The organism is Sporosarcina pasteurii (assembly GCF_041295575.1).
GTDB classification, from domain to species: domain Bacteria; phylum Bacillota; class Bacilli; order Bacillales_A; family Planococcaceae; genus Sporosarcina; species Sporosarcina pasteurii.
The window spans coordinates 2,989,966-3,015,513 of record NZ_CP160452.1 but is presented as its reverse complement, the minus strand read 5'-3'; the positions used below and the strand labels follow the sequence as shown (position 1 = coordinate 3,015,513).

The window sequence follows — 25,548 nt, the reverse complement described above, 5'->3', positions numbered from 1 at the left end:
TTAGAATGAGGGCAAAGTTTAAAAACATAGAAACGGAGATAGTTATGATAACCTTTGAAAATGTAACTAAGCGTTTTCCCGATGGAACAGAAGCACTGAAAGATATTTCAGTGACGATTCCTTCAAATAAACTGACAGCGATTATTGGTCCTAGCGGTTGTGGAAAAACAACACTTATGCGGATGATTAACCGACTCGAATTACCAACAAACGGAAAAATCTTAATTGACGGTGAGCCGATTTCAGAGCGAGATGAAATTGAACTTCGTAGATCAATTGGTTATGTTATTCAGAGAATTGGGCTCATTCCCCACATGACGATTGAAGAAAATATCGCCCTCGTCCCTGAGTTACTAGGGTGGGAGAAGGGCCGAATTTCCGCTCGTGTCAACGAGTTATTAGAGATGGTTGGGTTGGAACCGGAAATTTTTAAACCGCGCTATCCTTTTGAGCTATCAGGCGGTCAACAGCAACGAGTAGGTGTCAGTCGAGCACTGGCAAGCAATCCCAATATTATTTTAATGGATGAACCTTTTTCTGCACTGGACCCAATTAGTCGAGAGCAATTGCAAAAGAAATTGCGCGAGTTACAGACACAGATTCGTAAGACGATTGTATTTGTAACACATGACATGGACGAAGCGTTAGAGATAGCGGATCATATAATCATTATGCGAGGCGGAAAAGTTGAACAAATGGCAACGCCGGAAGCGTTACTTGAACATCAAGAAAATGAGTTTGTGCGTGAATTTATTGGAGAAGACAGGATTATGAGGAAACGTGACTTCGGATCATTCCCACTTACATATTTTACAGATTTTTACGATCAAACATGGGATGGAGAAGTCCGAAGCATTCATAGCGATGCTTCTGTAGAAGAGGCAATTCAGCTATTAAATATGTACCCGAGCTGTCGACTTGCGGTTTTAAAAGATGAAAAAATACTAGGTTATATTGGTCATCATTCTCTTTTGCAGGCGGCTATGGGTATGAAAGAAGGTGTGAATACAGCATGAGTAATTTTTTTCACACTGTCAGCAGCCGTTCTGATTTAATTATAGAGGCTTTTTTACAACATATATTTCTTTCTTTTGTTGCTTTAGCATTAGGGGTTGCCATTGCATTGCCAACAGGCATTCTCATAGCGCGTTATCGCCGATTTGCGGAACCGATTATAGGGGTTACTGCTGTTTTGCAAACGATTCCAAGTCTTGCGCTATTTGGTATTCTCGTTCCGTTAATTGGGATTGGGTCAAAAACAGCTTTAATTGCACTCATTATTTATGCTTTATTACCGATTGTACGCAATACATATACCGGATTAACGAGCGCAGATGAATCGATTATTGAAGCAGGTCGAGGTATGGGGATGACGCCCTTTCAAATATTAAAGAAAATAGAGTTTCCGATTGCGCTTCCTGTTATTATGGCAGGGATTCGCACGGCGACGGTTTTAACTGTAGGGATTGCGACGCTTGCAACATTTGTAGGTGCAGGGGGGTTAGGGGATGTGATTTATCGAGGATTACAATCTTATAATAATTCGCTCGTGTTAGCTGGTGCGCTTCCTGTTGCATGTTTAGCAATACTATTCGATTTTCTATTGAAGTGGATCGAAAAGAAAGTAACTTTGAAAGGTATTCGCCAATAAACTAGGGGGTCATGTTGTTGAGGAGAAGAATAGGAATCATTTTTGTTGCGCTTTTGTTTTTGTTAAGTGCATGTGGAAAAAAAGAGGAGATTGTCATTAGCGGTAAGCCGTGGACTGAGCAGTTTATTTTACCGTACATATTAGGGCATTATATCGAAGGAAAAACAGATTATGATGTGGTTTATAAAGAAGGCCTTGGTGAAGTAGCAATTATGACGCCGGCTCTTGATAAAGGAGACATTGACTTATACGTTGAATATACTGGAACAGGGCTAAAAGACGTCCTAAAGGAAGAGTCCGAAGCGGGAGAAAGTGCAGAAAGTGTTTATGAAAGAGTCAAAAAGGGTTATGAAGAACAATTTGAAGTGACCTGGTTAGAACCACTTGGATTTGAAAATGGCTATACGCTCGCCTATTCAAAAGATAATGCCTACGATGCTCAAACTTATTCAGATATTGCAGCAGTATCACGGGAGAAAAATGTGGTTTTTGGTGCACCTCACGCCTTTTATGAGCGCAAAGGTGACGGTTATGAAGACTTAGCGGAAGTCTATGATTTTTCATTTAGCCAAACGAAAAGTTTGGATCCAAATGTGATGTATGAAGCGGTAAAGAGTGGAGAAGTCGATTTAATCCCAGCGTTTACTACAGATAGCCGTATTCAATTATTTGATTTGGGAACGACGAAAGACGATTTGGCATTTTTCCCTAAGTACGATGCAGTGCCTGTTGTCCGTCAAGAGACTTTGGAGAAATTTCCGGAGCTTGAAAAGACTTTAAATGAATTAGCAGGCCAAATTACCGAAGAAGATATGTTGAAAATGAATGCACGAGTGGATATTGATCAAGAGAGGCCAGAGGACGTAGCAAGAGAATTCTTAATTGAAAAAGGACTAATTGCTAATTAAGCTGCCGGCTTCCCACACTTCTTAAGTGAGGGAAGCCGGTCCATTTTAGAGTGGCGCTTATTTTACTGGAAAGCGTATTGCGATCTTCTCCATTTTCTTTCTCGCTTCGGTTTCTAAATCAATTCCAAGTGCTGCTGCAAACTGTAATAAATAAATATAAACATCTGCCGCCTCTTCAGCAATTTCATCTTTATTTTTAGTGATTGCCTCTTTCGCGTTATTCCATTGGAAATATTCAAGTAGTTCGTTAGCTTCGAGAGATATTGATATCGCAAGGTTGCGTGCATCTTTATTACCTGTCCAACCGCGTTCTTCGGTAAAATTAACAATTTCATTTTGTAAGTCTTTCATGTTTATCACCTCAATCGATTAGATTTTAATCATACTTATAAAGTACTATGAAAGTGGATTAAAGGGAATAGTGGTATGGAAAAGAGGGATGTTTTATGTATGAGCCAGTGGACAAATCATTTTTTGAAGCGCCGGGACTTGAGCTAGCGAAACAGTTAATCGGGCAGTATATTGTGCATGAACAGCCAGCAGGTCGGCTTGTTGCAAGAATTGTTGAAACCGAAGCTTATCAAGGACCAGAAGACCGTGCTGCGCACAGCTTTGGCAATCGACGGACAAAACGAACGGAAATTATGTTTGGGGATGCTGGACTCGTTTATACATACCAAATGCATACGCATACACTGATAAACGTTGTCGCTGGGCCAGTGGGTACACCACATGCGATACTCATTCGTGCGGTCGAACCGGTTGAAGGACATGCGATTATGCGAGAAAATCGCGGTCCAAAACTAAAAGAAGTCGATTGGACAAATGGTCCGGGAAAATTAACAGTGGCACTTGGGATTACGATGGATTATTACGGACATCATTGGTCACATAAACCGCTTTTTATTTCAAAGGGGGAGCAAGTGACTCCTATTGAGGCGGGGCCGAGGGTGGGGATTGGCAACTCTGGTGAAGCGGTTCATTACCCGTGGCGTTTTTATGAAAAAGGTAATCCGTTTGTTTCGAAATATCGTAAATAGGAAATAAAGAACGCTTCTCTTTATTAAAAAGACGGAAGCGTTTTTTATTTTGGCTAAAATGCGTTTCGCCATGTACGATAAAGGAAGGATAATCGGATAATTTGAAATTGGGTTTATTGAGAAAAAGAAGTTCTTCAGAAAGGAAGAAATTGTGATGCTAAACAAGTTAAGCGGTGTTGAGCGGGATACGATGCTACAGGTTGGAAATTGGATGACGCCTTATCCGCACGTCATCACAGTAGGGAAAACATATGAGGAAGCGGCTCGTATGATGCAAGAATATGAGTTGAGTAGTTTACCGATTGTTGACGAAGATGCGTATCCAATCGGCGTGTTAACAACAAAAAAACTCTTAACGATTTTCTTGGAAAATAAAGAAAAACAAGTAATCGTAAATAACGTTCGCACACGTAACTTTTTTACGATTACAAGAGATGCGAATTTAATGGAGTTATTTTCAATACCTTACCAACAATGTTTAGTCCTAGACGAACAACAAAAGCTTATTGGGATTTTGACGCAACAAGATATTTTAGATGGTTTTTCAAAACATATTTATCAACTGGAACAAAAAGAAAATACCGTTGAGGCTTTGGCGATTGTATTGGAAAAAGCCTATGAAGGAATTGCGGTTGTTGATAAAAATGGCGTCCTGTTAGAATTCAATGAAGCGTATAGTCGATTCACTGGGGTTAAAAAGGAAGCTGCGATTGGTCGCCATGTAACAGAAGTGATTGAAAATACAAACCTACATATGACTGTAAAAACAGGAATTCCAGATCGGGGTGTCTTGCAAACCATTCAAGGGCAGCCGATGGTCGTTCATCGGATTCCAATTTGGAAAGATGGAGAAATTGTCGGGGCGATTGGCATGCTAATTTTTGAAGGGGTTTCGGAAGTGTATGCTATGTATGACCGATTGCAAGAGCAACAGGTAAAGAATTTACAGGGGCCGAAGAAGGTAGCTGTTCAAGTGGCAGAAGATAGCCGAATCACGATCGATCAAATTATAGGCATTAGTGAAGAAATTTTAAGCGCAAAACGTTTGGCGCGAAAAGCCGCTAGAACAGTAGCGACGGTATTTATTTCCGGAGAAAGTGGGACGGGGAAAGAGGTATTTGCAAAAAGTATTCATCATTTAAGTCCTATGTATAATGGTCCGTTTATTAGTGTAAATTGTGGTGCGATTCCTGAAAACTTATTTGAATCGGAGTTGTTCGGTTATGAGGCGGGTGCATTTACGGGTGCGCATCAGGAAGGGAAGCCAGGTAAAATCGAACTTGCTCATAACGGCACGTTATTTTTAGATGAAATTGGAGAGCTTCCACTTTTATTACAAACGAAGTTATTGCGTGTTCTACAAGAAAGAGAAGTAGAGCGAGTTGGGGGCGTTAAAAAGTGTGACGTGAATGTAAGGGTTATTGCTGCTACCAATCGTAATATTGAAAAGATGGTAGAGGAAGGCACTTTTAGAGAGGATTTGTATTATCGTCTAAATATTATTCGCCTTCACTTACCCTCTTTAAGAGAAAGGAAAGAAGATATTCCTATTTTGTTGGCTCATTTCATGAAAGAGGTTTGCCAAAGGTATAGCTTATCAGAAAAGCATTTTAGTGCAGATGCTGTCGCATTTTTAATGAATTATCGATGGAACGGAAATATTCGAGAGTTAATCAATACGGTTGAGCATGCTGTCATTATGACGGAAGCCAACGTTATTGGCGTAGATGATTTGCCTAAGATGGTCAGGAGGGAAACATCAACGGATGATGGAAGTGTGACGCCTTTACTTGAAAGATTAAAAGTAACGGAGGAAGAAACTGAAAAACAGTTGATTCTCCAAGCATTACAAGAAGCTGGCGGCAATAAATCAAAAGCGGCTAATATACTTGGGATTCATCGAACGACTTTATACCGAAAATTGAAACGCTATGATGTAGAATAATATGTTGCAATGATGCGACACTGTTGCAACATTTGTTGCACCCCTCCTACACTTCTGGGAAAGAAGATTTGTAGGAGGGGTGTTTTTTAATTTAAGGCAAAATAATTAAAAAACGTGTGGGTGTTGTTAGGCCAATGTTTATGATGCGTTCTAAAAAGAATACGCCTTTCTATATTCATTTTCGGACAAAGTTGGCACGTAAGTTGCATTAATAAGTGTTGTATAGGAAATTTATGCGGAAAAGATCAAGGGAGGGAAAGTAGATGGAACAATATGTTGTGTTTTTATCACCACAGGCGACGATTTATGGACGTGATGCATTTAGCCGTGTTGGCGTTGAAGCTACTGAAAGAGGAAAGAAAGCATTAATCGTCAGTGATGAGATTATGAAGAATCTTGGTTATTTGGAAAAATGTCATCAGTTTTTATTAGATGCAGGTGTAGAAAGTGTTTCGTATACGGGCGTTTCCTCAGAGCCGACTGACGCATATGTTGCCGAAGCGCTTGAATTATTTAAAAAGAAGAATTGCGATCTAATCATATCGCTCGGCGGCGGAAGCTGTATTGATACGGCAAAAGCTGTAGCTGTTCTAGTCACAAATGGTGGGTACATAGGGGATTACATGGGCGGTGCGAAACTGATCACGCATGCACCAACGCCACATATTGCAATCCCAACAACCGCTGGAACAGGTTCTGAAGTAACCGATGTAACCGTCATTACAAATACTTCGAACGACGAAAAGATGATGATTAAGCAACCTAAGCTCATGCCATCTGTTGCGATTGTCGATCCGATGTTAACGATGTCTTCGCCGAAAAAAGTGACAGCGGCAACTGGCGTGGATGCGTTAAGTCATGCGGTGGAAGCGTATTTATCGAAACGTGCGCAACCCATGACGGATACGCTTGCATTAACTGCGATTCAACTGATTACCTCCAATCTAAAAATAGCTTACGAGAATCCGAAAGATTATAAGGCGAGAGAAGCGATGTCTATCGGGTCGATGTATGCAGGGATGGCATTTTCTAATGCATCGGTCTGTCTTGTGCACGGGATGTCTCGACCGATTGGTGCGCTGTTCCATGTTCCGCACGGTGAATCAAATGCGATGTTACTGCCGGCCGTTCTTGAATTTAGTAAATCACATTGTACGGCGCGCTTAGCGACAATCGGACGCGTTTTTTCGGAAAGGGCCAAAGGGGTATCCGATCAGGATGCCGCTGAAATTGCGGTGAAACAGATTAAAAATCTTTGTCTAGAATTAAATATCCCAAACTTAAAAAGTTGGGGGATTGACGAAAAGAGCTTTGAAGAAGCCGTTCCAAAAATGGCGACAGATGCCCTCAGAAGCGGAAGTCCAAATAACAACCCACGTGTTCCAAGTAAAGAGGAAATTGAAGAATTGTATCAGATTTGTTATGACTATCAGTTTTCCGATAAAGAGGTTATTTCTTCATAGGAAAGATTCTGGCAGTATTGGATTAAATATTTAAGGAGGCATTATTATGACTACAAAACTAAAAAACTTTATTAACGGTGAATGGGTAGAAGCAAAAACGGAACAGTATGAAGTTGTTCCAAATCCGGCAACGGGTGAAACGTTGGCAGAAGTACCAATTTCAACGCAAGCGGATGTAGATGATGCGGTGAAAGTTGCGAAGGAAGCTTTTAAAACATGGAGTAAAATCGCTGTGCCTAGAAGAGCGCGTATTTTATTCAAATATCAACAATTATTAGTTGATCATTGGGATGAACTGGCAACGTTAATTACAAAAGAGAATGGGAAGAGCTTTAAAGAGGCACAAGGTGAAGTTCAACGTGGGATTGAATGTGTTGAGTTTGCGGCGGGTGCGCCTTCTTTAATGATGGGTAAGCAATTACCAGACATTGCAACGAGCATTGAGTCGGGCATGTATCGCTATCCGGTAGGGGTTGTAGGTGGCATTACGCCGTTTAACTTCCCGATGATGGTTCCATGCTGGATGTTCCCGCTTGCATTGGCAGTTGGAAATACGTTCATCTTAAAACCATCTGAAAGAACACCACTTCTCGCAAATCGTTTAGCCGAACTATTGAAAGAAGCCGGACTTCCTGACGGTGTATTCAACATCGTTCACGGTGCGCATGATGTGGTGAATGGCATTTTAGAGCATGAGGATGTCCCGGCAATTTCATTTGTTGGTTCAGAGCCGGTTGCAGAGTATGTTTATAAAAAAGGTGCGAGCCACGGCAAGCGTGTTCAAGCTTTAGCGGGTGCTAAAAACCATTCTATCGTAATGCCAGACGCGGATTTAGAATTAACTGTAAAAGAAATTATCGGGGCAGCATACGGTTCGGCGGGTGAAAGATGTATGGCGTGTGCAGTTGTTGTTGCTGTAGGCGATGTTGCAGAGCCGCTCATCGAGAGACTTCAGCAAGCAGCTGATGAAATTGTGATTGGAAACGGATTGGATGAAGATGTCTTCCTTGGCCCTGTTATTCGAGAAGACCATAAAGCGAAAACAGCGAACTATATTAAAGTAGGTCAGGAAGAAGGTGCTGTTCTCCTTCGTGATGGGAGAGAAGACGCTTGTATGACGGAAAAAGGGTATTTCATTGGGCCAACGATTTTTGATAATGTGACGCCAGACATGACCATTTGGAAAGAAGAGATTTTTGCACCGGTCTTATCGATTGTACGCGTAGACACATTAGAGGAAGCCATTGAGCTGACAAACAAGTCAGATTTTGGGAATGGAGCTTGTCTATTTACAGAGAGTGGACATAGTGTACGTTATTTCCGTGAAAATATTGAAGTAGGGATGCTTGGTGTTAACCTAGGGGTACCAGCGCCAATGGCATTCTTCCCATTCTCAGGATGGAAAAACTCATTCTATGGTGACTTGCATGCGAACGGTTCAGACGGTGTAGAGTTCTATACGAGAAGAAAAATGCTGACAGCTCGTTGGTAAGATTGTGGTAGTTCAAGAGTTCTCTTGGACTACCTTTTTTCTATTCGGAAAGTAGACAGGATGGGGATTTATTGTTTTATCGCAAAGAAGTGTGGTATACATAGTAGTAGAATGATTTCAAGGAGGATTTCAATTACATGGCAAAAATCGCAACAGTGATTACAAATTTATTTGAAGACTCGGAGTATACGGTACCGGCAAAAGCGTTTGAAGATGCTGGACATGAAGTCATCACAATTGAAAAAGAAGCAGGCGCAGAAATTAAAGGGAAAAAAGGTGAAACGTTAACAGTTGATAAAGGAATCGACGATGTGAAGCCTGAAGATTTTGATGCGCTGTTAATTCCGGGAGGATTTTCTCCAGACATCCTACGTGCGGATGATCGTTTCGTAGAATTTACTAAAGCATTTATGGATGCTAAGAAGCCAGTCTTTGCCATTTGTCACGGACCACAGTTATTAATTACAGCAAAATCGCTTGAAGGGCGAGATGCGACAGGTTATAAATCTGTACAAGTTGACATGGAGTATGCAGGTGCTAACTTTTCAGATGAAGAAGTTGTCGTCTGTCAAAACCAATTGGTGACAAGCCGTACCCCGGCAGATATGCCAGCGTTTAATCGTGAAGCATTGAAGCTATTAGATAAATAATATCGAAAGGACCCATTTAGGTGGGTCTTTTTTTTATGCTGAAAAAAATTGCAAATCGACAGGTTTGGCACATGTTGCGTAAAATAAGTGATTGAAAAATGTCTGAAATCGTGATAAATTGTAAGGGGAACCAAAAGCAGATTTACATGCTTTAATAGTGAGAGTAGGTCAACTCGACTATTGGGAAGGATGAAAAGGTTGCTTCATTACAAAACATATGAAATAGGTCCTGAAGCGCCGTGGGTTACTTTTGTACATGGTGCGGGTGGAAGTTCTTCAACTTGGTTTAAACAGATTCGTGAATTTAGAAAAAAGCACAATGTTCTTCTTGTAGACCTCCGTGGACATGGAAAATCTGAACGTGGCCGTTGGAAAAAAGGAGATACATTTTTAGATGTTGCAAAAGATGTTGTGGATGTATTAGATAAATTAAAAATAGAACAGACACATGTAATCGGAATGTCGCTAGGGACAATCGTTGCACAGACAATTGCAGATAATTATCCTGAACGCGTAAGTTCGTTAATTCTCGGCGGTGCGATTATTCGGTTCGATATACGTACGAAGTTTTTAATTGCGGTAGGGAATGCGACGAAGTTATTTATTCCTTACATGCTCCTATATAAAATTTTTGCTTATATTATTATGCCGCGCAAGCAGCATGAAGAATCACGTCTTGCTTTTGTCAATCAAGCAAAGAAAATGTGTCAAAAAGAGTTTATAAAATGGTTTTCATTGACGAGGCTCATTAATCCTTATTTGGATAGATTGCAAGCGTCTACAACGGATATTCCTACATTGTTTATCATGGGGGATGAAGATTATTTATTCATTCCGCCGATTGAGGAAGTTGTACGACAAAATGAAGGTTTTGAGTTTATTAAAATTAAAAATAGTGGACATGTTTGTAATATCGATCAGCCAGAAAAGTTTAATCAGTTGTCCATTAATTATATTTCGAAAATTGAACATAGAAAAGCCGCTATCCAAATTGGATAAGCGGCTTTTCTATATTCATGATGCTGTAACAAGTTCAAGTTCTGCTTTTGGACCGAAGAATTCGTAGTGAACTTTTTCTTCTGGGTGGCCCAATTCGTATAAGTAGTTAATGACGGCTTGCATGAATGGTGTTGGACCACATACGTAAATGTCGCTTCCTTCCAGTACTTTTTCTTGTAGGAAATCTTTCGTAATAAATCCATCGCCTTCTTCAGAGTACAGCACTGCAACAGATGAATTTTCTAACGATGCATCTAGTTCTGTAATACGCTCGTTAAATGCTTGGTGTGCGCGCGTACGTGCGGAATGTAAGAATGCAACTGGACGCTCGGGTGAAATGCGTGCAATTGTTTCGTACATGCTCATCATTGGCGTAATCCCAACCCCACCGCTAATTAATGTAACCGGTGTTGTACTTTCTGGGTCTAGATAGAAATCTCCAGCCGGAACACTGACCTCAATTTCATCCCCAACATTGACGTTACGATGTAGATACGTTGATACTTTTCCGTTTGGCTCACATTCATCTTCACGCTTCACAGAAATGCGATAAACATCTTCTTCTAGTGCTTGGGATAAGCTATATTGGCGGTTCAATGTATATTCTTCACCTGGGATGTTTACACGCACCGTAATGTATTGTCCGGGTAAGTAACTAGGTAATTGATTGCCATCTACAGGTTTTAAATAAAATGACGTAATGACATCACTTTCGACGACTTTATCGGCTACTGTAAATGCTTTAAATGTTCGCCATCCGCCTTCCATTGCTTCGGCTTGTTCATACATTTCTTTTTCGACGCTAATGAAAACATCTGCAATAACGCCGTACGCTTCGCCCCATGCTGAAATGATTTCAGGTGTCGCTGCGTCCCCGAGTACTTCTTTAATTGCGCCGAGTAAATGATAGCCTACAATCGGATATTGATCTTCTGTAATTCCTAATGATTTATGCTTATGAGCGATTTGGATAACCGCTGGTAAAATTGCTTCTAAGTTGTCGATATTTGCTGCCGCTGCATATACCGTATTTGCTAAAGCTGTTTGTTGGCGACCTTGTGATTGGTTTGCGTGGTTGAATACGTTTAGCAGTTCAGGGTGCGCCTCAAACATATTTTTGTAAAAAACCGTTGTAATCGTTTTCCCGTGTTCCTCTAACACCGGTACAGTTGATTTAATAATGTCGATCGTTTCTTGTGAAAGCATGTTTAGCACTACCTTTCATTTTGTGTTTAATTTTAGAATACAACAAATATAAAGATAAAGCTATATAAAATATATAACTTTAAAAAGGTTTTCTTTTTTAGACACATTTCTTTCACGTAACCGCCACAATGGGTATAATAGTAATGGAAAGTGCGGTGAAATTATGCGTTTAACGATGTACACAGATTTTTCTTTACGTGTGCTTTTGTACCTTGGAATTAAAGGAAAAGAAGAGTTATCTACTGTTCAAGAAATTTCTGATGTCTATAATATATCTAAAAACCATTTAACAAAAGTGACCCATGAGCTTGGTAAAATGGGGTTGGTCGAAACGATTCGTGGACGTGGTGGGGGCATTCGTTTGAACGTTCATCCGAGTGAAATTAATATTGGAGAAACTGTTCGAAAGACAGAAGATGATTTTCACCTAGTAGAGTGTTTTAATTGCGAAATCAATCAATGCATCATTACGCCCGTATGTCGATTAAAAAATGTTTTGCACGAGGCATTAGATGCTTACTTTAAAGTTTTAGATAGCTATACATTGGCTGATTTTGTTGAAAATAACGATGGACTTGCCTCAATATTATTAGGCAAGCCGTTATGATAAAATAAATAATGATAAATAATCGCAGGAGGACTTAGTGAATGAGTAAAGTATTAGTTTTTGGACATAAGAATCCGGATACAGATTCAATTACGGCGGCAATTAGTTATGCCTATTTAAAGCGTCAATTAGGAATGGATGCAGAAGCTGTTCGACTTGGTGTAGTGTCGAATGAAACAGCTTATGCACTTGAGCATTTCGGTTTTGAAGCACCAAGATTTATTGAAAAGGCAGCACCTGAAGCAAGTCAAGTAATCTTAGTAGACCACAATGAAAAACAACAAAGTGTTGATGATCTGGATGAGGTTCAAATTATCGAAGTGATTGACCATCATCGTATTGCGAATTTCGAAACAAATGACCCGCTTTACTATCGAGCAGAACCGGTGGGTTGTACAGCGACAATTTTAAATAAGCTTTATAAAGAAAATGGTGTGGAAGTACCAAAAGATATTGCAGGTCTTATGCTTTCTGCGATCATTTCGGACTCACTGTTATTTAAATCGCCAACATTTACGGAAGAAGACCGTGTTGCAGCAGAAGAACTTGCGGAAATTGCAGGTGTCAATGCAGAAGAATACGGACTGGAAATGTTAAAAGCAGGGGCAGATTTAAGCGATAAAACAATTGAAGAACTAATTGCACTTGATGCAAAAGAGTTTACGTTTGAAAATGGATTGAAAATCGAAATTGCACAAGTGAATGCGGTAGATGTTGATGAAGTGATGGAGCAACAACCTGAGTTTGAAGCAGCGATTGATAAAGTTATCGCGGAAAAAGGACTTGGCTTATTTTTATTCGTTGTGACAGACATCATTAACAACGATTCAATCGTGTTGGCACTTGGTGAACAAGCAGAGCGCGCTGCAGCAGCCTTCGATGTATCATTATCGAATCGTACAGCGACATTAACAGGCGTCGTATCACGTAAAAAGCAAATCGTTCCAGTTTTAACAGAAGCTTTGAAATAAAATAATGAAGGCTAAGCGGAGATTTCCTGCTTAGCCTTTTTTGATGGTTTAAAATGAAGCACTTAGTATGCAACGTTTCGAGAAGAATGCAACAATTTCAAGAACTACACGAGTTTTCTTAGGTTAATCAAAATAAATCTCTGCGTTTTTATTACGATAAATCTAACGGCTTCGTTGCAGGACCTTCTAATACAGAACCGTCTTTTCTAAAACGTGAACCGTGGCATGGGCAATCCCAAGTCTCTTCGGCGTTATTCCATCGCGTTCGACAACCCATATGGGTGCATATAGGTGCATCCGTCCGTGCGATATGTCCAGTCGTAAATTCTTTCACAACGAGTCCAGTTAACTTTAGCGCCTGGAGCAGTTTATCTCCAAAACCTGTGCGATTCGGAGCATATAGGGCAGTCGCCGGATTTTCTCTCCCTACAATTTGGTCGGAAATAATCTTAGCGCCCGCCAACGAATTTGAAAGACCCCATTTTCGATTGCCTGTACTTATATAAACGTGCGGCAAAGAAGTCGTAATTTTTCCGGCATAAGGAATTAAATCTGGCGTTTCAGGATCTTGGGCAGACCATCCGGTGATGAAAGAGGTAAGGCGAAATGTATCTTTCAAGTCAGCATATAGTCGTTCATAATGTCCAGTTGTATTCCCTTCAACTCCGGCTGTGTGACTTGATCCTGACAATAAAAAATAGGTTTTCCCATCAATTTTCGCCGTTCTGATAGATCTTTTTGGCGAATCAACAGAGATATACTGCCCAGTCAATGCAATGTCAGCCCTTGCGGAAACAATATAAGAGCGATCGACAGCTAACTTTAGCACTTGAATGCCTTTTAGGGCTTCAATTGGATAATGTGTGCTCAGTATCAGGTTTTTAAAATGTACTTTTGCGGCAGATTTTAACGTTAAAAAGCGATCGTTAAAATCCATTGTTTGCACGTCAGATTGTTCGTAAAAGCGTGCCCCAGCTTCGATAGCGAGCTTGGCAAGTGTGTGGCCGAAGCGGACAGGGTGGATTTGGGCTTCATCTTCCATCATAAGTGTAGAAAGGATGGGTATTGGCAATTCTGAATTTCTGCCGAGCTCGCCGGGAATACTAAGTTCCGTGTAGGCATGCGCTTCCTGTCTCAAGAGCTCCTCGCCGGCTTTAGTTTGAGCGTAAAGAATGGAATTTGCCGATAATAATTCATCACCTTTTGCAATCGATCTTCCAAATTCAACAGCATCTTTGTTGACATCATAATATAACCTTGCATGCTCACGGCCGAATTTATTAATTAAATTTGCGTAAACAAAATCGTGCTGGGTTGTTAATTTACCAGTAGAATTACCAGTTGCACCAGCAAGAAGTGAATCTTTTTCAAGAAGTACGACGTCTTTTCCTTGTTTTGCGAGATAATAAGCATTGGCAATTCCACTTAAGCCACCCCCAACGATACAAACGTCACAATGTATATCCTCTTGGAGAGGTGGGAAGGGCTCGTGTTCATATGCGCTTTGAAGCCATAATGAATTAGGCATAATAAGGACCTCCATTTTTTTCTATAATTCTCAGGCATATACATTGTTACCTTATTTCGATAAATTTATGATACTGATAAAGGGAGAGTGAAAAAAAGAATGAAAATAGAGGTATGGTCTGATTATGTTTGTCCATTTTGTTATATAGGAAAAAGAAGGTTAGAGGAAGCGATAAAAGCATCTGGCTTGGAAGAAGTTGAAGTTGTTTACAAAGCTTATGAACTTGAACCTAATGCAATTGCAACCTCAGATGAGTCGATGATCGAGGTTTTAGCTGGAAAATATAAGATTTCTATTGAAGAGGCAAAGGCGATGACAGATAACGTTGCGCTCCAGGCACAATCTGTTGGATTAAATTATGATTTTGAAAAGATGCGTCCAGCGAATACGTTTCATGCTCATCGACTCGCGAAGTTTGCGGAGCAAGAAGGTCTAGGGGAGCAAATGACAGAGCAACTGTTACATGCTTATTTTATAGAAGGCGAAAAAATAGGTACGTTTGAAACATTGGTTGAACTATCGAAAAAACTCGGCCTATCGGAAGAACGAACGAAAGAAATGCTGCATTCAGAGGAATTTGCAGATGATGTGAAGGAAGATATTAAAGAGGCGGGGCAGATTGGTGTACAAGGCGTTCCGTTTTTCGTTATTAATAGAAAATATGCGATTTCCGGGGCACAACCGACAGAAACATTTGTCAATGCGCTTCGGAAAGCAGCGGGTGAAACAGTATAAAAACCAGGCATGTGAGTCAATTTCATAATTACTTAAAACCGCTAAGTTGATACAATATATAGTTTAGAACGGTTTAACTCAACAGAGGCAATTTTGTAATTGCCCAAACTATATATTGTATCGGCGCAGCGAAAAGATTGGATTATGAAATTGACTTATGTAATTTGTGAAATTACATGCCTGGTTTTTTTGATGTCCTCCGAATCGGTTTTGATGTCCGAGGAAAACAGCAAGATTTCCGCTCAAAGACTGATGATGTCCTCCCAATTTGGTGGCAAGAAGATTGTATATCTAGTTTAGAACGTTAACCTTTACTGCGCTGGATTCAGTTGAACGTCCATTGTCAACGCGATGTCATCGCCGACGAGTACGCCACCTGCTTCAAGTACTTGGTTCCATGTTAGGTCAAATTCAGATCTTGAGATTTTGCCTGTTACTTCAAAAGCTGCAACATCGACGCCCCATGGATTTTTCCCCGTACCTTCATATTCTGCTGTGAATGTCACGCTTTTCGTAACGCCTTTCATCGTCACATCACCTGTTACGTCATACAATGTATCACTTGTTTTTACAATGTTTGTCGAAACAAATGATAGGTGTGAATGATTGTCAACATCGAAGAAATCTGCAGAACGAAGGTGATTATCTCGATCTTCGTTATTTGTATGAATCGTTGAAACATCAATGTTAAAGTCAATTTTCGCGTTTGTTAAATCTTCAGGGTTTCCAACTAGTTTCCCCTCGACGCCCGTAAAGCTTCCTCTAACTTTTGAAAACATCATGTGCTTCACTGTGAAACCGACAGATGTGTGTGCCGCATCGACTACCCAATGATTTGTTGTTTGAACTTCATTTCCCATTCTTAAAACTCCCTTTCAACTTTTAGTGTTAATGAAAGTATAGACGGCGATTATCTCGAAGTCAAGATAAATTATCTAGAATTCGAGATTGTTTTGTGCTGTATAGTAAAGAAGGGCGAATTTATGGAAGTTGATGATTAATCCTTGTCAAAATTGGGATTACAAAGCATACTATTAAAGGTAAGGATATATTATTACTTTATTTATCCTAACGATGGATTTGATTTCACTGAAAGGACTGGATATTGATGTCAAAACATCAATGGTTTACTGATTTACAGGCAATGATTACAGAGGGAATAATAAAATTAAATGAACCACTATGTAAATACACAGCAACAAAACTTGGGGGAGCGGCAGATCTTTTTGTGATGCCAGGGAACATCGAAGAAACAATTACGACTGTAAAATACGCGCATGCTAATCAAATTCCACTTTTATTACTTGGAAATGGTTCAAATATGGTTGTGCGAGATGGCGGGGTTCGAGGCATTGTTCTTCATTTAGCAAAGTTAAATAAAATTAAAGTCGAAGGTACCTTGATTCATGCAGAAGGTGGGGCCAATATTTTCGATGCGTCCAAAGTTGCGGCAAGTCATTCTTTAACTGGATTTGAGTTTGCATGTGGCATTCCTGGTTCTATCGGCGGAGCGATGGCGATGAATGCAGGGGCTTATGGCGGTGAAGTGAAGGATATTATTGTGCAAGCGACTGTCCTTACTGAGGCTGGTGAAGTACTCGTCCTTTCTAAAGAGGAATTGGAACTTGGTTACCGTCAAAGTATTATCGCGAAGAAAGGTTATTATGTATTGTCAGCAGATTTCCGTCTGGAAGAAGGCGACCAAGAGGAAATAAACGCTAAAGTGGCGGACTTAACGTATCAGCGTGAATCTAAACAACCGCTAGAGTTTCCTTCAGCTGGAAGTGTTTTTAAACGTCCACCTGGATACTTCGCCGGAAAACTGATTCAAGATTGCGGCATGCAAGGGAAAGGCCATGGGGGAGCGGAAGTGTCTACGAAACATGCCGGCTTTATTGTGAATAAAAACGAAGCGACTGCAACGGATTATATTCAAACGATTGAGATGGTAAAAGCCGAAGTGAAGAAGACGTTTGGTGTTGAATTAGAACTTGAAGTGAAAATTGTAGGGGAAGAGTAATATTAACTACAATAAAAAAAGCAGACTACCTTGTTTAAAAAAGGTAGTCTGCTTTTTTATGCGCCTTCAATTTTAGTTTGCTTTTTATCTTTTAAGAATGAAGGGTCAGCAACGATATCATCCGCAATATGCACTTGACACATTTTATGATTGCACATGAATTTGAATATGCCGTTGTTAAAATCTGTGCCAATTTCTTTAAAGAAGATGCCCTCATACTGGGCCTCTTTACATAATGTGAATTTCACGCGATACGTGTCATTTTCTTTGACTAAGTATGCACGAACGCCTTTTTCAAACATATCGTCATCTTCGTCTTTCATGGCCCGATCGACTGACACAACGTGGAAATCGACAAAGGACATTTCACGTAAAAGCACATTCATAAAAGAACCCTTTGTAATTTCTTCCCATCTGCTTTGTGCGGTTTGCCCAATAATAATTTGCGTAATATTATGTTCGTGGGCAACCTCTTTAATTACTTTAGCAGAAGGGCGTTTTTCATTGTCGCGAATGATAAATTTAGTTACACCAAATTCTTCAGCCAGCTCTTGCCATCGCTCTACATATTCTGATTTCTCCGCGTCGAATTCATCGAATGGAAGAGGATCGACCGTTAAAATATATAGTGGACAGTTCATGATTGTTGCCATTTTATGTCCCCGTCTAATGAGACGTTCACCATTTGGACCGTAGTAAACACAAACGAGAATGCTCTCGTCCATACGACTTTTTGCCGTGCCCATTGTGGTAGTCACCTCTGAATGTTTTATAATTTTTCATGCTTGAAATTTATCTATAGATGAAAACTAGGTTATTATATATGATATTCAAATTGAAAACAAGTTAGTGATTATATTCGTCTTGGGCAATTCATCATTTCATAAAAAAAAAAACTTCGGAAAATAATTGTGAAATGTTCTGAAGTGCGATTATAACCATTTTCGTGTATAATTTCCATTGTAACTGACGATTGTCCTCTATACTGACTCTATTTCCAAAGCTCGTATCAATAAAATCCTCTATGGCATCTTATTATGCCGTTTGTCACTGTACGAGTCAAGTTTTCTTCTAACGATAGTTGAAAGTGTTGATCATCTACATACAATAAAACCATAAAATATAGGGCATTCACTTTGATTTTGATGGGAGGTTAGCATTTGTTAACAATTACGATGGCGATTTTTATCCCCTTTTTAGCAGCGATTCTCGTACCATTTATTTATAAATGGAAACCACGCATGATTGGTTGGTTCGTACTGATTGTTCCTCTAGTTTTATTTGCTGGGCTTGCCCGGTTTATTCCAACAGTTGCATCGGGAATGACAATGGTAAACGCCATTCAATGGATTCCTTCGGCAAATATTCATTTTACTACGTATCTTGATGGGCTAAGTATCATTTTTGGACTCCTTATTACAGGGGTAGGTAGTTTAGTGATTCTATACTCAATTTACTACTTATCTAGCCGTGAATCATTAAGCCATTTTTATGTTTATTTGCTCATGTTTATGGGAGCGATGCTCGGGGTCGTTTTTTCAGACAATATGATGGTGTTATATGTGTTTTGGGAATTAACGAGTATTTCCTCATTTCTACTGATCGCATTTTGGTATCACCGTAAACAGTCCAGATATGGGGCGCAAAAATCTATGTTAATTACGGTTTCCGGCGGCGTTGCGATGTTGGCCGGATTTATCATGCTATATGCTATGACAGGATCTTTCAGTATACGAGAAAATATTGCCATGATGGGTGAAATTACGGGTCATTCCTTATTTATACCCGCAATGGTGCTCGTCTTACTTGGTGCGTTTACAAAATCTGCACAATTCCCTTTCCATATATGGTTGCCAGATGCTATGGAAGCACCTACACCAGTGAGTGCTTACTTGCACTCTGCAACGATGGTAAAGGCGGGCATTTATTTAGTTGCCCGGTTTACGGGTGTGTTTGGCGGGGATGCTGTTTGGTTTTATACAGTGAGTATTGTCGGGATCTTTACGTTATTTTGGGGTTCGTTTAATGCGGTGAGGCAGACTGACTTAAAGGCGCTTCTTGCTTATTCAACAATTAGTCAGCTTGGTCTTGTCATGAGTTTATTTGGTTTAGGGTCTGCAGCACTTAATTCGGGGTATAGCGAGAATTCTGTTTTATATGCTCAGGCGACGTTCGCCGCTTTATTTCATCTTGTGAACCATTCGACTTTCAAAGGCGCACTTTTCATGGTCGTTGGGATTGTCGACTTAAATGCAGGAACACGGGATGTTCGACGACTTGGCGGGCTGATGTCGTTAATGCCTGTGACGTTTACAATTGCTATAATCGGTAGTTTTTCAATGGCGGGTTTACCGCCGTTTAACGGTTTTTTAAGTAAAGAAATGTTTTTTGAGGCCATGGTAGCGGTACGCCATTTAGAGTTCTTTTCAATCGGCAGTTGGGGGACGCTGTTTCCAGTTCTTGCTTGGCTAGGCAGTGTTTTCACTTTTATCTACAGCATGATTATCGTTTTCCAAACATTCTTCGGGGAACATCAACCGGATCGTTTGGATCGAGAAGCACACGAAGCACCTGTTGGGATGCTAATTGCACCTTCGATTTTAGGATTGCTCGTTGTCGCTATATTCTTTTTCCCGAATGTCATTGGAGATTATTTATTGCGCCCAGCGATGGCGGCAGTATATCCTTCTTTGCCACAAATTGGACAGGCGATGGATCCGATTAAAATTTGGCATGGACCGAACATGGCGTTATGGATGACGGTTGGTGTAATTATCATTGGATTCTTATTGTACATTTCGCTTAATTATTGGCGTTCGTTATACAAAATTGGTCCATTACGTTGGAATTTGGATAGCGTTTATAATGGCGCTTTGACGATGGTGGAACGAGGCTCTACGTTATTAACGAATACTTATATGACGGGCTATTTACGTCATTATTTTGTGTATATTTTCGGCTTTTTCTTACTGACTGTTGCCGGAACGATATTTTTCGTTGGTGGATTCACCTTTGACTTTTCGAATGATGCACCCATCACAGTAAATGAGTATATTCTCGTCTTTGTTATGATGGTAGCGGGAATTTTAATGATTTTTGTGAGTTCGCGTGTTACGGCGATTTTACTAAATGGTGTATTAGGGTATTCGATTGCGTTATTTTTTGTTGTTTTCCGTGCACCTGATTTAGCACTGACCCAAATCGTTGTGGAAACTGTTACGACTGCTTTATTTTTACTCTGTTTTTATTTCCTACCTAAAATGAAAAAAGAGAAGGTTGTTCGTGCGTCAAAAGTGACAAATGGCATTATTGCGATATCAGCTGGAACGCTTGTAACGGTAATTGCGCTGGCAGTTCAGGGCAATAAAATGTTTGATTCTATTTCATCGTATTTTGAAAATGCGTATGAATTAACAGGTGGTAAAAACATTGTCAACACGATTTTAGGTGATTTCCGTGCTTTTGATACGATGCTTGAAGTTGTCGTTCTTTTCATCGCAGGAATCGGTGTTTATACATTAATTAAATTAAAAGCGAGGAAGGGGGGGCGAGACGTTGAAGATTAATGATGTAATTTTGCATACGATAACAAAGCTTGTTGTCTTTATCATTTTGACATTTGGCGTCGAGCTGTTTCTCTCAGGGCATAATAATCCTGGTGGCGGATTTATTGGTGGCCTCGTCCTCTCCTCTGCACTTGTTTTGTTATTTCTCGTATACGATATTGAAACTGTTGAAAAAGGAATCCCACTCGATTTTAAAAAAGTGGCAGCGCTTGGCGTACTTTTTGCGGTTGGAACGGGATTTGGCGCAGTACTGTTCGGCGCGGAGTTTTTAACACAGGCGTTCAGTACATTTAATTTGCCAGTTTTTGGTGAAACGGAATTAGCGACGGTGACATTATTCGAAGTGGGTGTTGCGTTAACTGTCGTTGGAACCGTAGTAACAATTATTTTAAGTATTAGTGAGGATGTGTAGCGATGGAAACGTTAATTACGATACTTGTAGGTGTACTTGTAACGGTTGCCGTTTATTTGCTACTGTCCCGTAGTGTTGTTCGAATTATTTTAGGGTCCGCTGTTTTATCTCATGCGGTGCATCTCTTATTAATGGTCATGGGCGGTTTGAAAAAAGGTGGCGTTCCGCTTTTGGGTGAAGAGTCAGAAAGTTATACGGATGCTTTACCTCAGGCGTTAATTTTAACGGCGATTGTGATTAGTTTTGCGGTGACGGCATTTCTATTAGTGCTCGCTTACCGTGCATATCAAGAGACAGGTTCGGATGACCTTCAAGAATTGCGAGGGTTTACAGATGAATAATATTGTTGCAATGCCTATGATGATTCCTTTACTGACGGGAATTATCCTCGTCTTTTTACGTCCTTTTGTCAAAGTGCAACGCGTAGTAAGTTTTCTAGCGTTGGTAGCGACGGCAATTGTCAGTTTGATTTTATTAAATCGTATCCAAACGAATGGGATTTTACGTCTAGATTTCGGTGGTTGGAAGCCGCCTTATGGAATTTTGTTCGTTGCAGATTCGTTTTCTGTGTTGCTTGTCTTAACGACGGCTATTGTCTCTGCAATCGTGTTATTGTATGCCTTTTCTTCGATTGGCGCGAGGCGTGAGAATATGTTCTTTTATCCATTTGCCTTGTTGTTAATTGCAGGGGTGAACGGTTCGTTCTTAACAGGCGATTTATTTAACTTGTTTGTCTGTTTTGAAGTGATGCTTCTTGCTTCTTATGTATTAATTACAATGGGTGGAAAGAAAATTCAACTCGTTGAATCTATCAAATATGTGGCGATAAATGTACTGTCTTCCTGGTTTTTCTTATTAGGCATTGCCTATTTATATGGAACTGTTGGAACGCTTAATATGGCACATTTATCAGCACGTATTGCAGAAGTAGGGCAAGGTCCGTTACTCACGATTATCAGTATCATCTTTTTAATTGTCTTCAGTTTGAAGTCGGGATTGTTGCTTTACTTTTGGTTGCCAGGTTCATATAGCGCGCCTCCAACAGCAATTGCTGCTTTGTTCGGTGCGTTATTGACAAAGGTAGGAATTTACGCGATGTTCCGTACGTTTACACTGATTTTCTATCACGAACCTTCAATTACGCATACGATGATTGGCGTAATGGCTGCACTAACATTGATTGGCGGAAGTATTGGTGCGCTTGCTTATCAAGATATTCGTCAAATTGTTTCGTATAACGTGGTCATCACGGTAGGATTTATTCTAGTAGGACTTGCGGTTTCTACAGAGATTGCATTTCAAGGGGCGATTTTTTATCTCGTGCATGACATGCTTATTAAAGCACTGTTGTTTATGCTTGCGGGAACGATGATTTATTTAACAGGAAAATCAAGAATTGAAGAGATGAGTGGACTCATTCAAAATTATCCGCTGCTTGGCTGGCTCTTTTTCCTAACGACTTTATCACTAGCTGGTATACCGCCATTAAGTGGTTTTTTAGGAAAGTTATATGTTGGACAAGGCATGGTAGAGGCAGGGTCCTATGTTTTACTCGGTCTTGCTTTTCTTTCAGGAATGTTCGTGCTCTATTCGCTTCTTCGTATTTTCATGAACACATTTTGGGGAGAAACGATTATTAGTGAAGATGAGGAAGTTCCACTCAAGAAACGCTTATTAATTCCTTGTGTATTGCTCGGAATCGCGACGATTGCGCTTGGAGTAGGAGCGGAAAGTATTCTTGTGTATGTGGAAGATGCTGCCTATACACTCATGAACCCTGAAGTTTATGTGGATGCGGTATTAAATAAGGAGTGAGTAGAAATGTTCCGAGTTTCTACGGAAAGTTGAGGTGAACGATTCGTGCGGGCTCAATTATTGCTGAATGTGATGATTGCATTTTTATGGATGTTACTGATGGATGAGGATGAAGTGCGGGTGACAACGTTTTTCGCTGGATTTCTCGTCGGGATGGGGATTATTTTCCTGATGCATCGATTTTTTGGCACTCAATTTTATTTGAGGCGATTAATTGCATGTATAAAGTTATTGTTTATCTTTATCTCAGAGCTAGTACAATCAAGCATCCTCGTGTTAAAACAAATTTTAAGTCCTAAATTAAAAATCCAACCAGGTATTTTCAGATATGAGACTGTACTGGAAAGTGATATAGAAATTACGATGATTTCCTTGTTGTTAACGTTAACGCCGGGTTCGGTCGTTATGGAAGTAGCGCCGGAGGGAAGCGTTTTATTCGTTCATGCAATGGATGTTGAAGAAGAGCGCGGCGCGATTATCAGTCAATTAAAAAACTATGAGAAAGCAATTATGGAGGTGACCCGTTAATGATCAATACGATGCTGACAATTTCACTTGTGTTACTTTCCATCACAATCGTGATTTCTGTGCTGCGCATCATTCTCGGGCCATCACTACCTGACCGTGTTTTGGCGCTTGACGTGATTGGTGTAAATTTAATTGCTTCGATTGCCGTCATTTCTGTATTAATGAATACGAAAGCTTTTTTAGAGGTCATTTTGATTTTAGGAATTTTGTCCTTTATCGGAACAATTGCTTATTCGAAGTATATTTTGAGGGGGATTGTCGTTGAACGTAAACGCGATCGGTGAATTTGTTGGTGCATTCTTAATTTTAATAGGAAGTATTATGAGTGTTGTCAGCGCATTTGGGTTAATACGGTTGCCGGATGTGTATACAAGATCACACGCCGCGACGAAAAGTTCGACGCTCGCCGTCCTATTAACATTATTGGGTGCATTCGTGTATTTTTGGACGACCGCGCATTTTATTAGTGTTCGGTTATTGTTGGGAATCGTGTTCGTGTTTCTAACGGCTCCGGTTGCGGGGCATTTATTGGTCCGGTCTGCTTATCGTTCGAAAGTGAAGTTGGCGGACATTTCGGGGACAGATGATCTACAAGATGTGTTGCATCAGGAAGAGAAAAATAGTTAAAAAAAAGCGGTTCAATCTTGGAGCATTTCAAGATGAACTGCTTTTTTGGGAAATAGGTGTGGTATTGAAATTAATTGCAACAAAAAACAAGAGAGTAGTAAGGGATATTGAAATCCCTGCTACTCTCTATTTTTTCTCCAAGATACATTTTTCAATTACTCTTCCATCTCGTCCAGTGGTCGTTTCTGCATGGAGCAATGATTGGTAAACTGCTTCCTCTGTTGCTTCCACAACTGCTTTGAATAGATCATTCATGATTGGGTGTTCATCGCGTAATAAAGCAGGAGAGATTGTCATGTCATCGGCGGAATGAGGAATCGTATAGCCATTTGAAAATGCGATAATAATATCGCCGCTTCCATTATGGACGGAAGTACCTGTACGTCCTAGACCAATCGCTGATCGCTTTGCAAATCGTTTAAGTTGTCGTTCGTTGACTGGGGCGTCTGTTGCGACAATAATTATGACTGAGCCATCTGGTTTTTCGACTTCTTCTTTCGTTGGAAAAGTCGCTTCATATTGGTCGAACCCATTCGATTGTAGCCAGTCGTTTATTTTACATTCGGAGGATTTTCCGAAGTTCGTCAGCGTTAATACGCCTACTGTATAGGTTGTGGATTCGTGTGCGACGAGCCGTGAAGAAGAACCGATGCCGCCTTTCACTTCGTAACAAATCATTCCTTTTCCAGCGCCAATCGCACCTTGTTCGACAGGGCCTGTTGCAGCCAGTTGAATGGCTTCAATGGCATGGTGTGCTTGGACTTTCATTTCCCGCATCGAATTTAAATAACTATCATTGCATTCGCCAACGACGATATTTAATGAACTGGTCGTGTCGGCAATCGTTTTATTTTGCGCCAGCATATAGTCTAGCGTTCCTTGTAACACTTGGGCCACGCTAAATGTATTTGTTAGCATAATCGGTGATTCAAGTACCCCGAGCTCGTCCACTTGAATAAGTCCAACCGTTTTGCCAAAGCCATTTAATATAAAGCTAGCGGCTGGCACTTTTTGTTCAAATAAATTCCCTGCGTGCGGCAAAATCGCCGTAACGCCTGTACGAATCGCTCCCTCGTTTGGAAGTTCCTCGTCAAGTGTCACATGTCCGACTTTTACATTCGGCACATCTGTGATTGCATTCCATTTCCCTTTCTTCATACGAAAACTTCCTTTCATTAGGGGTGAGAAGTATTTACTTTTAGTATACATCATTTTAATTGTTGATTACTTTTAAATTGAGTTTTAGTGCTGGAGAAAGTATGCAACGCTCCTTGAACGTAGCTAGATTTACGCAAAAATCTTTGCGCTAATTAACATTCAAACAATCATTTGATAATCCTTGTCTCCTCAATAAAATTCGCATATACTAAATTTATAATCAAACA

Annotated in this window: 26 protein-coding genes; 20 read left to right on the top strand and 6 right to left on the bottom strand. The window is 40.3% G+C overall.

Annotated elements, in window-relative coordinates:
• The first annotated feature begins 44 nt into the window (after positions 1-44).
• Genes AB1H92_RS14595 through AB1H92_RS14585 form a run of 3 tightly spaced genes read left to right on the top strand, consistent with a single transcriptional unit; the run spans position 45 to position 2,559 of the window.
• Positions 45-1,016: an ABC transporter ATP-binding protein gene (locus AB1H92_RS14595; RefSeq protein ID WP_115363463.1), complete on the top strand. Its 972-nt coding sequence runs from the start codon at positions 45-47 to the stop codon at positions 1,014-1,016.
• Positions 1,013-1,651: an ABC transporter permease gene (locus AB1H92_RS14590; protein WP_115363461.1), complete on the top strand. Its 639-nt coding sequence runs from the start codon at positions 1,013-1,015 to the stop codon at positions 1,649-1,651. Before AB1H92_RS14595 ends, AB1H92_RS14590 begins: the two co-directional genes overlap by 4 nt.
• A 29-nt stretch (positions 1,652-1,680) precedes the next feature.
• Positions 1,681-2,559, top strand: coding sequence for a glycine betaine ABC transporter substrate-binding protein (locus AB1H92_RS14585; RefSeq protein ID WP_243835839.1), 879 nt, complete (start codon positions 1,681-1,683; stop codon positions 2,557-2,559).
• A 57-nt stretch (positions 2,560-2,616) separates the two neighbouring features.
• On the opposite strand, the gene AB1H92_RS14580 is transcribed toward AB1H92_RS14585, so the two are convergent.
• Positions 2,617-2,910 (bottom strand): nucleotide pyrophosphohydrolase, encoded by a 294-nt coding sequence (locus AB1H92_RS14580; RefSeq protein WP_115363456.1) that lies wholly within the window; start codon positions 2,908-2,910, stop codon positions 2,617-2,619.
• Between the two features lie 95 nt (positions 2,911-3,005).
• Between AB1H92_RS14580 and AB1H92_RS14575 the strand changes: the two genes are divergently transcribed.
• From AB1H92_RS14575 to AB1H92_RS14550, 6 genes are all read left to right on the top strand, one after another.
• Positions 3,006-3,599 (top strand): DNA-3-methyladenine glycosylase, encoded by a 594-nt coding sequence (locus tag AB1H92_RS14575; RefSeq protein WP_115363453.1) that lies wholly within the window; start codon positions 3,006-3,008, stop codon positions 3,597-3,599.
• Between the two features lie 154 nt (positions 3,600-3,753).
• A complete protein-coding gene (locus tag AB1H92_RS14570) occupies positions 3,754-5,544 on the top strand; it encodes a sigma-54-dependent Fis family transcriptional regulator (RefSeq protein WP_115363451.1) in 1,791 nt (596 codons plus the stop codon).
• Positions 5,545-5,807: 263 nt separating this feature from the next.
• Positions 5,808-7,007 (top strand): iron-containing alcohol dehydrogenase, encoded by a 1,200-nt coding sequence (locus AB1H92_RS14565; protein WP_115363449.1) that lies wholly within the window; start codon positions 5,808-5,810, stop codon positions 7,005-7,007.
• 46 nt (positions 7,008-7,053) lie between these two features.
• On the top strand, positions 7,054-8,499 hold the full coding sequence (locus AB1H92_RS14560; protein WP_115363447.1) for a CoA-acylating methylmalonate-semialdehyde dehydrogenase: 1,446 nt from the start codon (positions 7,054-7,056) through the stop codon (positions 8,497-8,499).
• A gap of 137 nt (positions 8,500-8,636) precedes the next feature.
• The gene (locus tag AB1H92_RS14555; protein WP_115363445.1) at positions 8,637-9,149 is read left to right on the top strand and encodes a type 1 glutamine amidotransferase domain-containing protein; all 513 of its coding nucleotides are present in this window, start codon (positions 8,637-8,639) and stop codon (positions 9,147-9,149) included.
• Between the two features lie 198 nt (positions 9,150-9,347).
• On the top strand, positions 9,348-10,148 hold the full coding sequence (locus AB1H92_RS14550) for an alpha/beta fold hydrolase (protein WP_115363443.1): 801 nt from the start codon (positions 9,348-9,350) through the stop codon (positions 10,146-10,148).
• Between the two features lie 15 nt (positions 10,149-10,163).
• On the opposite strand, the gene hmpA is transcribed toward AB1H92_RS14550, so the two are convergent.
• Positions 10,164-11,354 (bottom strand): NO-inducible flavohemoprotein, encoded by a 1,191-nt coding sequence (gene hmpA / locus AB1H92_RS14545; protein WP_115363441.1) that lies wholly within the window; start codon positions 11,352-11,354, stop codon positions 10,164-10,166.
• Positions 11,355-11,517: 163 nt separating this feature from the next.
• Here hmpA and AB1H92_RS14540 point away from each other — a divergent pair, with 163 nt between their 5' ends.
• Entirely contained in the window at positions 11,518-11,961 is a 444-nt protein-coding gene (locus tag AB1H92_RS14540; protein WP_115363439.1) for an Rrf2 family transcriptional regulator, read from the top strand.
• Between the two features lie 41 nt (positions 11,962-12,002).
• Positions 12,003-12,932, top strand: coding sequence for a manganese-dependent inorganic pyrophosphatase (locus AB1H92_RS14535; RefSeq protein WP_115363437.1), 930 nt, complete (start codon positions 12,003-12,005; stop codon positions 12,930-12,932).
• Positions 12,933-13,083: 151 nt separating this feature from the next.
• Here the strand turns inward: AB1H92_RS14535 and AB1H92_RS14530 are convergent, their stop codons facing one another.
• The gene (locus AB1H92_RS14530; protein WP_115363435.1) at positions 13,084-14,460 is read right to left on the bottom strand and encodes an FAD-dependent oxidoreductase; all 1,377 of its coding nucleotides are present in this window, start codon (positions 14,458-14,460) and stop codon (positions 13,084-13,086) included.
• A 99-nt stretch (positions 14,461-14,559) separates the two neighbouring features.
• Here AB1H92_RS14530 and AB1H92_RS14525 point away from each other — a divergent pair, with 99 nt between their 5' ends.
• Positions 14,560-15,195 carry a DsbA family protein gene (locus AB1H92_RS14525; protein ID WP_115363433.1) on the top strand — a complete coding sequence of 212 codons (636 nt, stop codon included), beginning with the start codon at positions 14,560-14,562 and terminating at the stop codon, positions 15,193-15,195.
• Positions 15,196-15,506: 311 nt separating this feature from the next.
• On the opposite strand, the gene AB1H92_RS14520 is transcribed toward AB1H92_RS14525, so the two are convergent.
• Positions 15,507-16,055 carry a YceI family protein gene (locus AB1H92_RS14520; RefSeq protein ID WP_115363431.1) on the bottom strand — a complete coding sequence of 183 codons (549 nt, stop codon included), beginning with the start codon at positions 16,053-16,055 and terminating at the stop codon, positions 15,507-15,509.
• A gap of 248 nt (positions 16,056-16,303) precedes the next feature.
• On the opposite strand from AB1H92_RS14520, the gene murB reads away from it, so the two are divergent.
• Positions 16,304-17,215: a UDP-N-acetylmuramate dehydrogenase gene (gene murB, locus AB1H92_RS14515; protein WP_115363428.1), complete on the top strand. Its 912-nt coding sequence runs from the start codon at positions 16,304-16,306 to the stop codon at positions 17,213-17,215.
• Positions 17,216-17,271: 56 nt separating this feature from the next.
• On the opposite strand, the gene AB1H92_RS14510 is transcribed toward murB, so the two are convergent.
• Positions 17,272-17,961: a universal stress protein gene (locus tag AB1H92_RS14510; protein WP_115363426.1), complete on the bottom strand. Its 690-nt coding sequence runs from the start codon at positions 17,959-17,961 to the stop codon at positions 17,272-17,274.
• A gap of 414 nt (positions 17,962-18,375) precedes the next feature.
• Between AB1H92_RS14510 and AB1H92_RS14505 the strand changes: the two genes are divergently transcribed.
• The 7 genes from AB1H92_RS14505 to AB1H92_RS14475 are packed head-to-tail and all read left to right on the top strand — an operon-like array spanning position 18,376 to position 24,163.
• Positions 18,376-20,781, top strand: a complete 2,406-nt coding sequence (locus tag AB1H92_RS14505; protein ID WP_172481059.1) for a Na+/H+ antiporter subunit A — start codon at positions 18,376-18,378, stop codon at positions 20,779-20,781.
• Positions 20,771-21,193: a Na(+)/H(+) antiporter subunit B gene (locus AB1H92_RS14500; protein WP_115363424.1), complete on the top strand. Its 423-nt coding sequence runs from the start codon at positions 20,771-20,773 to the stop codon at positions 21,191-21,193. The genes AB1H92_RS14505 and AB1H92_RS14500 overlap by 11 nt, the downstream gene beginning before the upstream one ends.
• Positions 21,194-21,195: 2 nt before the next feature.
• Complete coding sequence (locus tag AB1H92_RS14495; RefSeq protein ID WP_115363422.1) at positions 21,196-21,534, top strand: Na(+)/H(+) antiporter subunit C; 339 nt, start codon at positions 21,196-21,198, stop codon at positions 21,532-21,534.
• Positions 21,527-23,008 (top strand): Na+/H+ antiporter subunit D, encoded by a 1,482-nt coding sequence (locus AB1H92_RS14490; RefSeq protein WP_115363420.1) that lies wholly within the window; start codon positions 21,527-21,529, stop codon positions 23,006-23,008. Before AB1H92_RS14495 ends, AB1H92_RS14490 begins: the two co-directional genes overlap by 8 nt.
• A 45-nt stretch (positions 23,009-23,053) precedes the next feature.
• Positions 23,054-23,536: a Na+/H+ antiporter subunit E gene (locus tag AB1H92_RS14485; RefSeq protein WP_115363419.1), complete on the top strand. Its 483-nt coding sequence runs from the start codon at positions 23,054-23,056 to the stop codon at positions 23,534-23,536.
• Positions 23,536-23,820 (top strand): Na(+)/H(+) antiporter subunit F1, encoded by a 285-nt coding sequence (locus tag AB1H92_RS14480; RefSeq protein WP_115363417.1) that lies wholly within the window; start codon positions 23,536-23,538, stop codon positions 23,818-23,820. The genes AB1H92_RS14485 and AB1H92_RS14480 overlap by 1 nt, the downstream gene beginning before the upstream one ends.
• On the top strand, positions 23,798-24,163 hold the full coding sequence (locus AB1H92_RS14475; protein WP_115363415.1) for a Na+/H+ antiporter subunit G: 366 nt from the start codon (positions 23,798-23,800) through the stop codon (positions 24,161-24,163). Before AB1H92_RS14480 ends, AB1H92_RS14475 begins: the two co-directional genes overlap by 23 nt.
• A gap of 126 nt (positions 24,164-24,289) precedes the next feature.
• On the opposite strand, the gene AB1H92_RS14470 is transcribed toward AB1H92_RS14475, so the two are convergent.
• A complete protein-coding gene (locus tag AB1H92_RS14470) occupies positions 24,290-25,321 on the bottom strand; it encodes a P1 family peptidase (RefSeq protein WP_115363413.1) in 1,032 nt (343 codons plus the stop codon).
• Positions 25,322-25,548 lie beyond the last annotated feature (227 nt).

Coding starts and splice junctions, on each gene's coding strand:
- AB1H92_RS14595 (WP_115363463.1), top strand. CDS start 45: ATGATAACCTTTGAAAATGTAACTAAGCGTTTTCCCGATGGAACAGAA.
- AB1H92_RS14590 (WP_115363461.1), top strand. CDS start 1,013: ATGAGTAATTTTTTTCACACTGTCAGCAGCCGTTCTGATTTAATTATA.
- AB1H92_RS14580 (WP_115363456.1), bottom strand. CDS start 2,910: ATGAAAGACTTACAAAATGAAATTGTTAATTTTACCGAAGAACGCGGT.
- AB1H92_RS14575 (WP_115363453.1), top strand. CDS start 3,006: ATGTATGAGCCAGTGGACAAATCATTTTTTGAAGCGCCGGGACTTGAG.
- AB1H92_RS14570 (WP_115363451.1), top strand. CDS start 3,754: ATGCTAAACAAGTTAAGCGGTGTTGAGCGGGATACGATGCTACAGGTT.
- AB1H92_RS14565 (WP_115363449.1), top strand. CDS start 5,808: ATGGAACAATATGTTGTGTTTTTATCACCACAGGCGACGATTTATGGA.
- AB1H92_RS14560 (WP_115363447.1), top strand. CDS start 7,054: ATGACTACAAAACTAAAAAACTTTATTAACGGTGAATGGGTAGAAGCA.
- AB1H92_RS14555 (WP_115363445.1), top strand. CDS start 8,637: ATGGCAAAAATCGCAACAGTGATTACAAATTTATTTGAAGACTCGGAG.
- hmpA (WP_115363441.1), bottom strand. CDS start 11,354: ATGCTTTCACAAGAAACGATCGACATTATTAAATCAACTGTACCGGTG.
- AB1H92_RS14540 (WP_115363439.1), top strand. CDS start 11,518: ATGCGTTTAACGATGTACACAGATTTTTCTTTACGTGTGCTTTTGTAC.
- AB1H92_RS14535 (WP_115363437.1), top strand. CDS start 12,003: ATGAGTAAAGTATTAGTTTTTGGACATAAGAATCCGGATACAGATTCA.
- AB1H92_RS14530 (WP_115363435.1), bottom strand. CDS start 14,460: ATGCCTAATTCATTATGGCTTCAAAGCGCATATGAACACGAGCCCTTC.
- AB1H92_RS14525 (WP_115363433.1), top strand. CDS start 14,560: ATGAAAATAGAGGTATGGTCTGATTATGTTTGTCCATTTTGTTATATA.
- AB1H92_RS14520 (WP_115363431.1), bottom strand. CDS start 16,055: ATGGGAAATGAAGTTCAAACAACAAATCATTGGGTAGTCGATGCGGCA.
- murB (WP_115363428.1), top strand. CDS start 16,304: ATGTCAAAACATCAATGGTTTACTGATTTACAGGCAATGATTACAGAG.
- AB1H92_RS14510 (WP_115363426.1), bottom strand. CDS start 17,961: ATGGGCACGGCAAAAAGTCGTATGGACGAGAGCATTCTCGTTTGTGTT.
- AB1H92_RS14495 (WP_115363422.1), top strand. CDS start 21,196: ATGGAAACGTTAATTACGATACTTGTAGGTGTACTTGTAACGGTTGCC.
- AB1H92_RS14490 (WP_115363420.1), top strand. CDS start 21,527: ATGAATAATATTGTTGCAATGCCTATGATGATTCCTTTACTGACGGGA.
- AB1H92_RS14480 (WP_115363417.1), top strand. CDS start 23,536: ATGATCAATACGATGCTGACAATTTCACTTGTGTTACTTTCCATCACA.
- AB1H92_RS14470 (WP_115363413.1), bottom strand. CDS start 25,321: ATGAAGAAAGGGAAATGGAATGCAATCACAGATGTGCCGAATGTAAAA.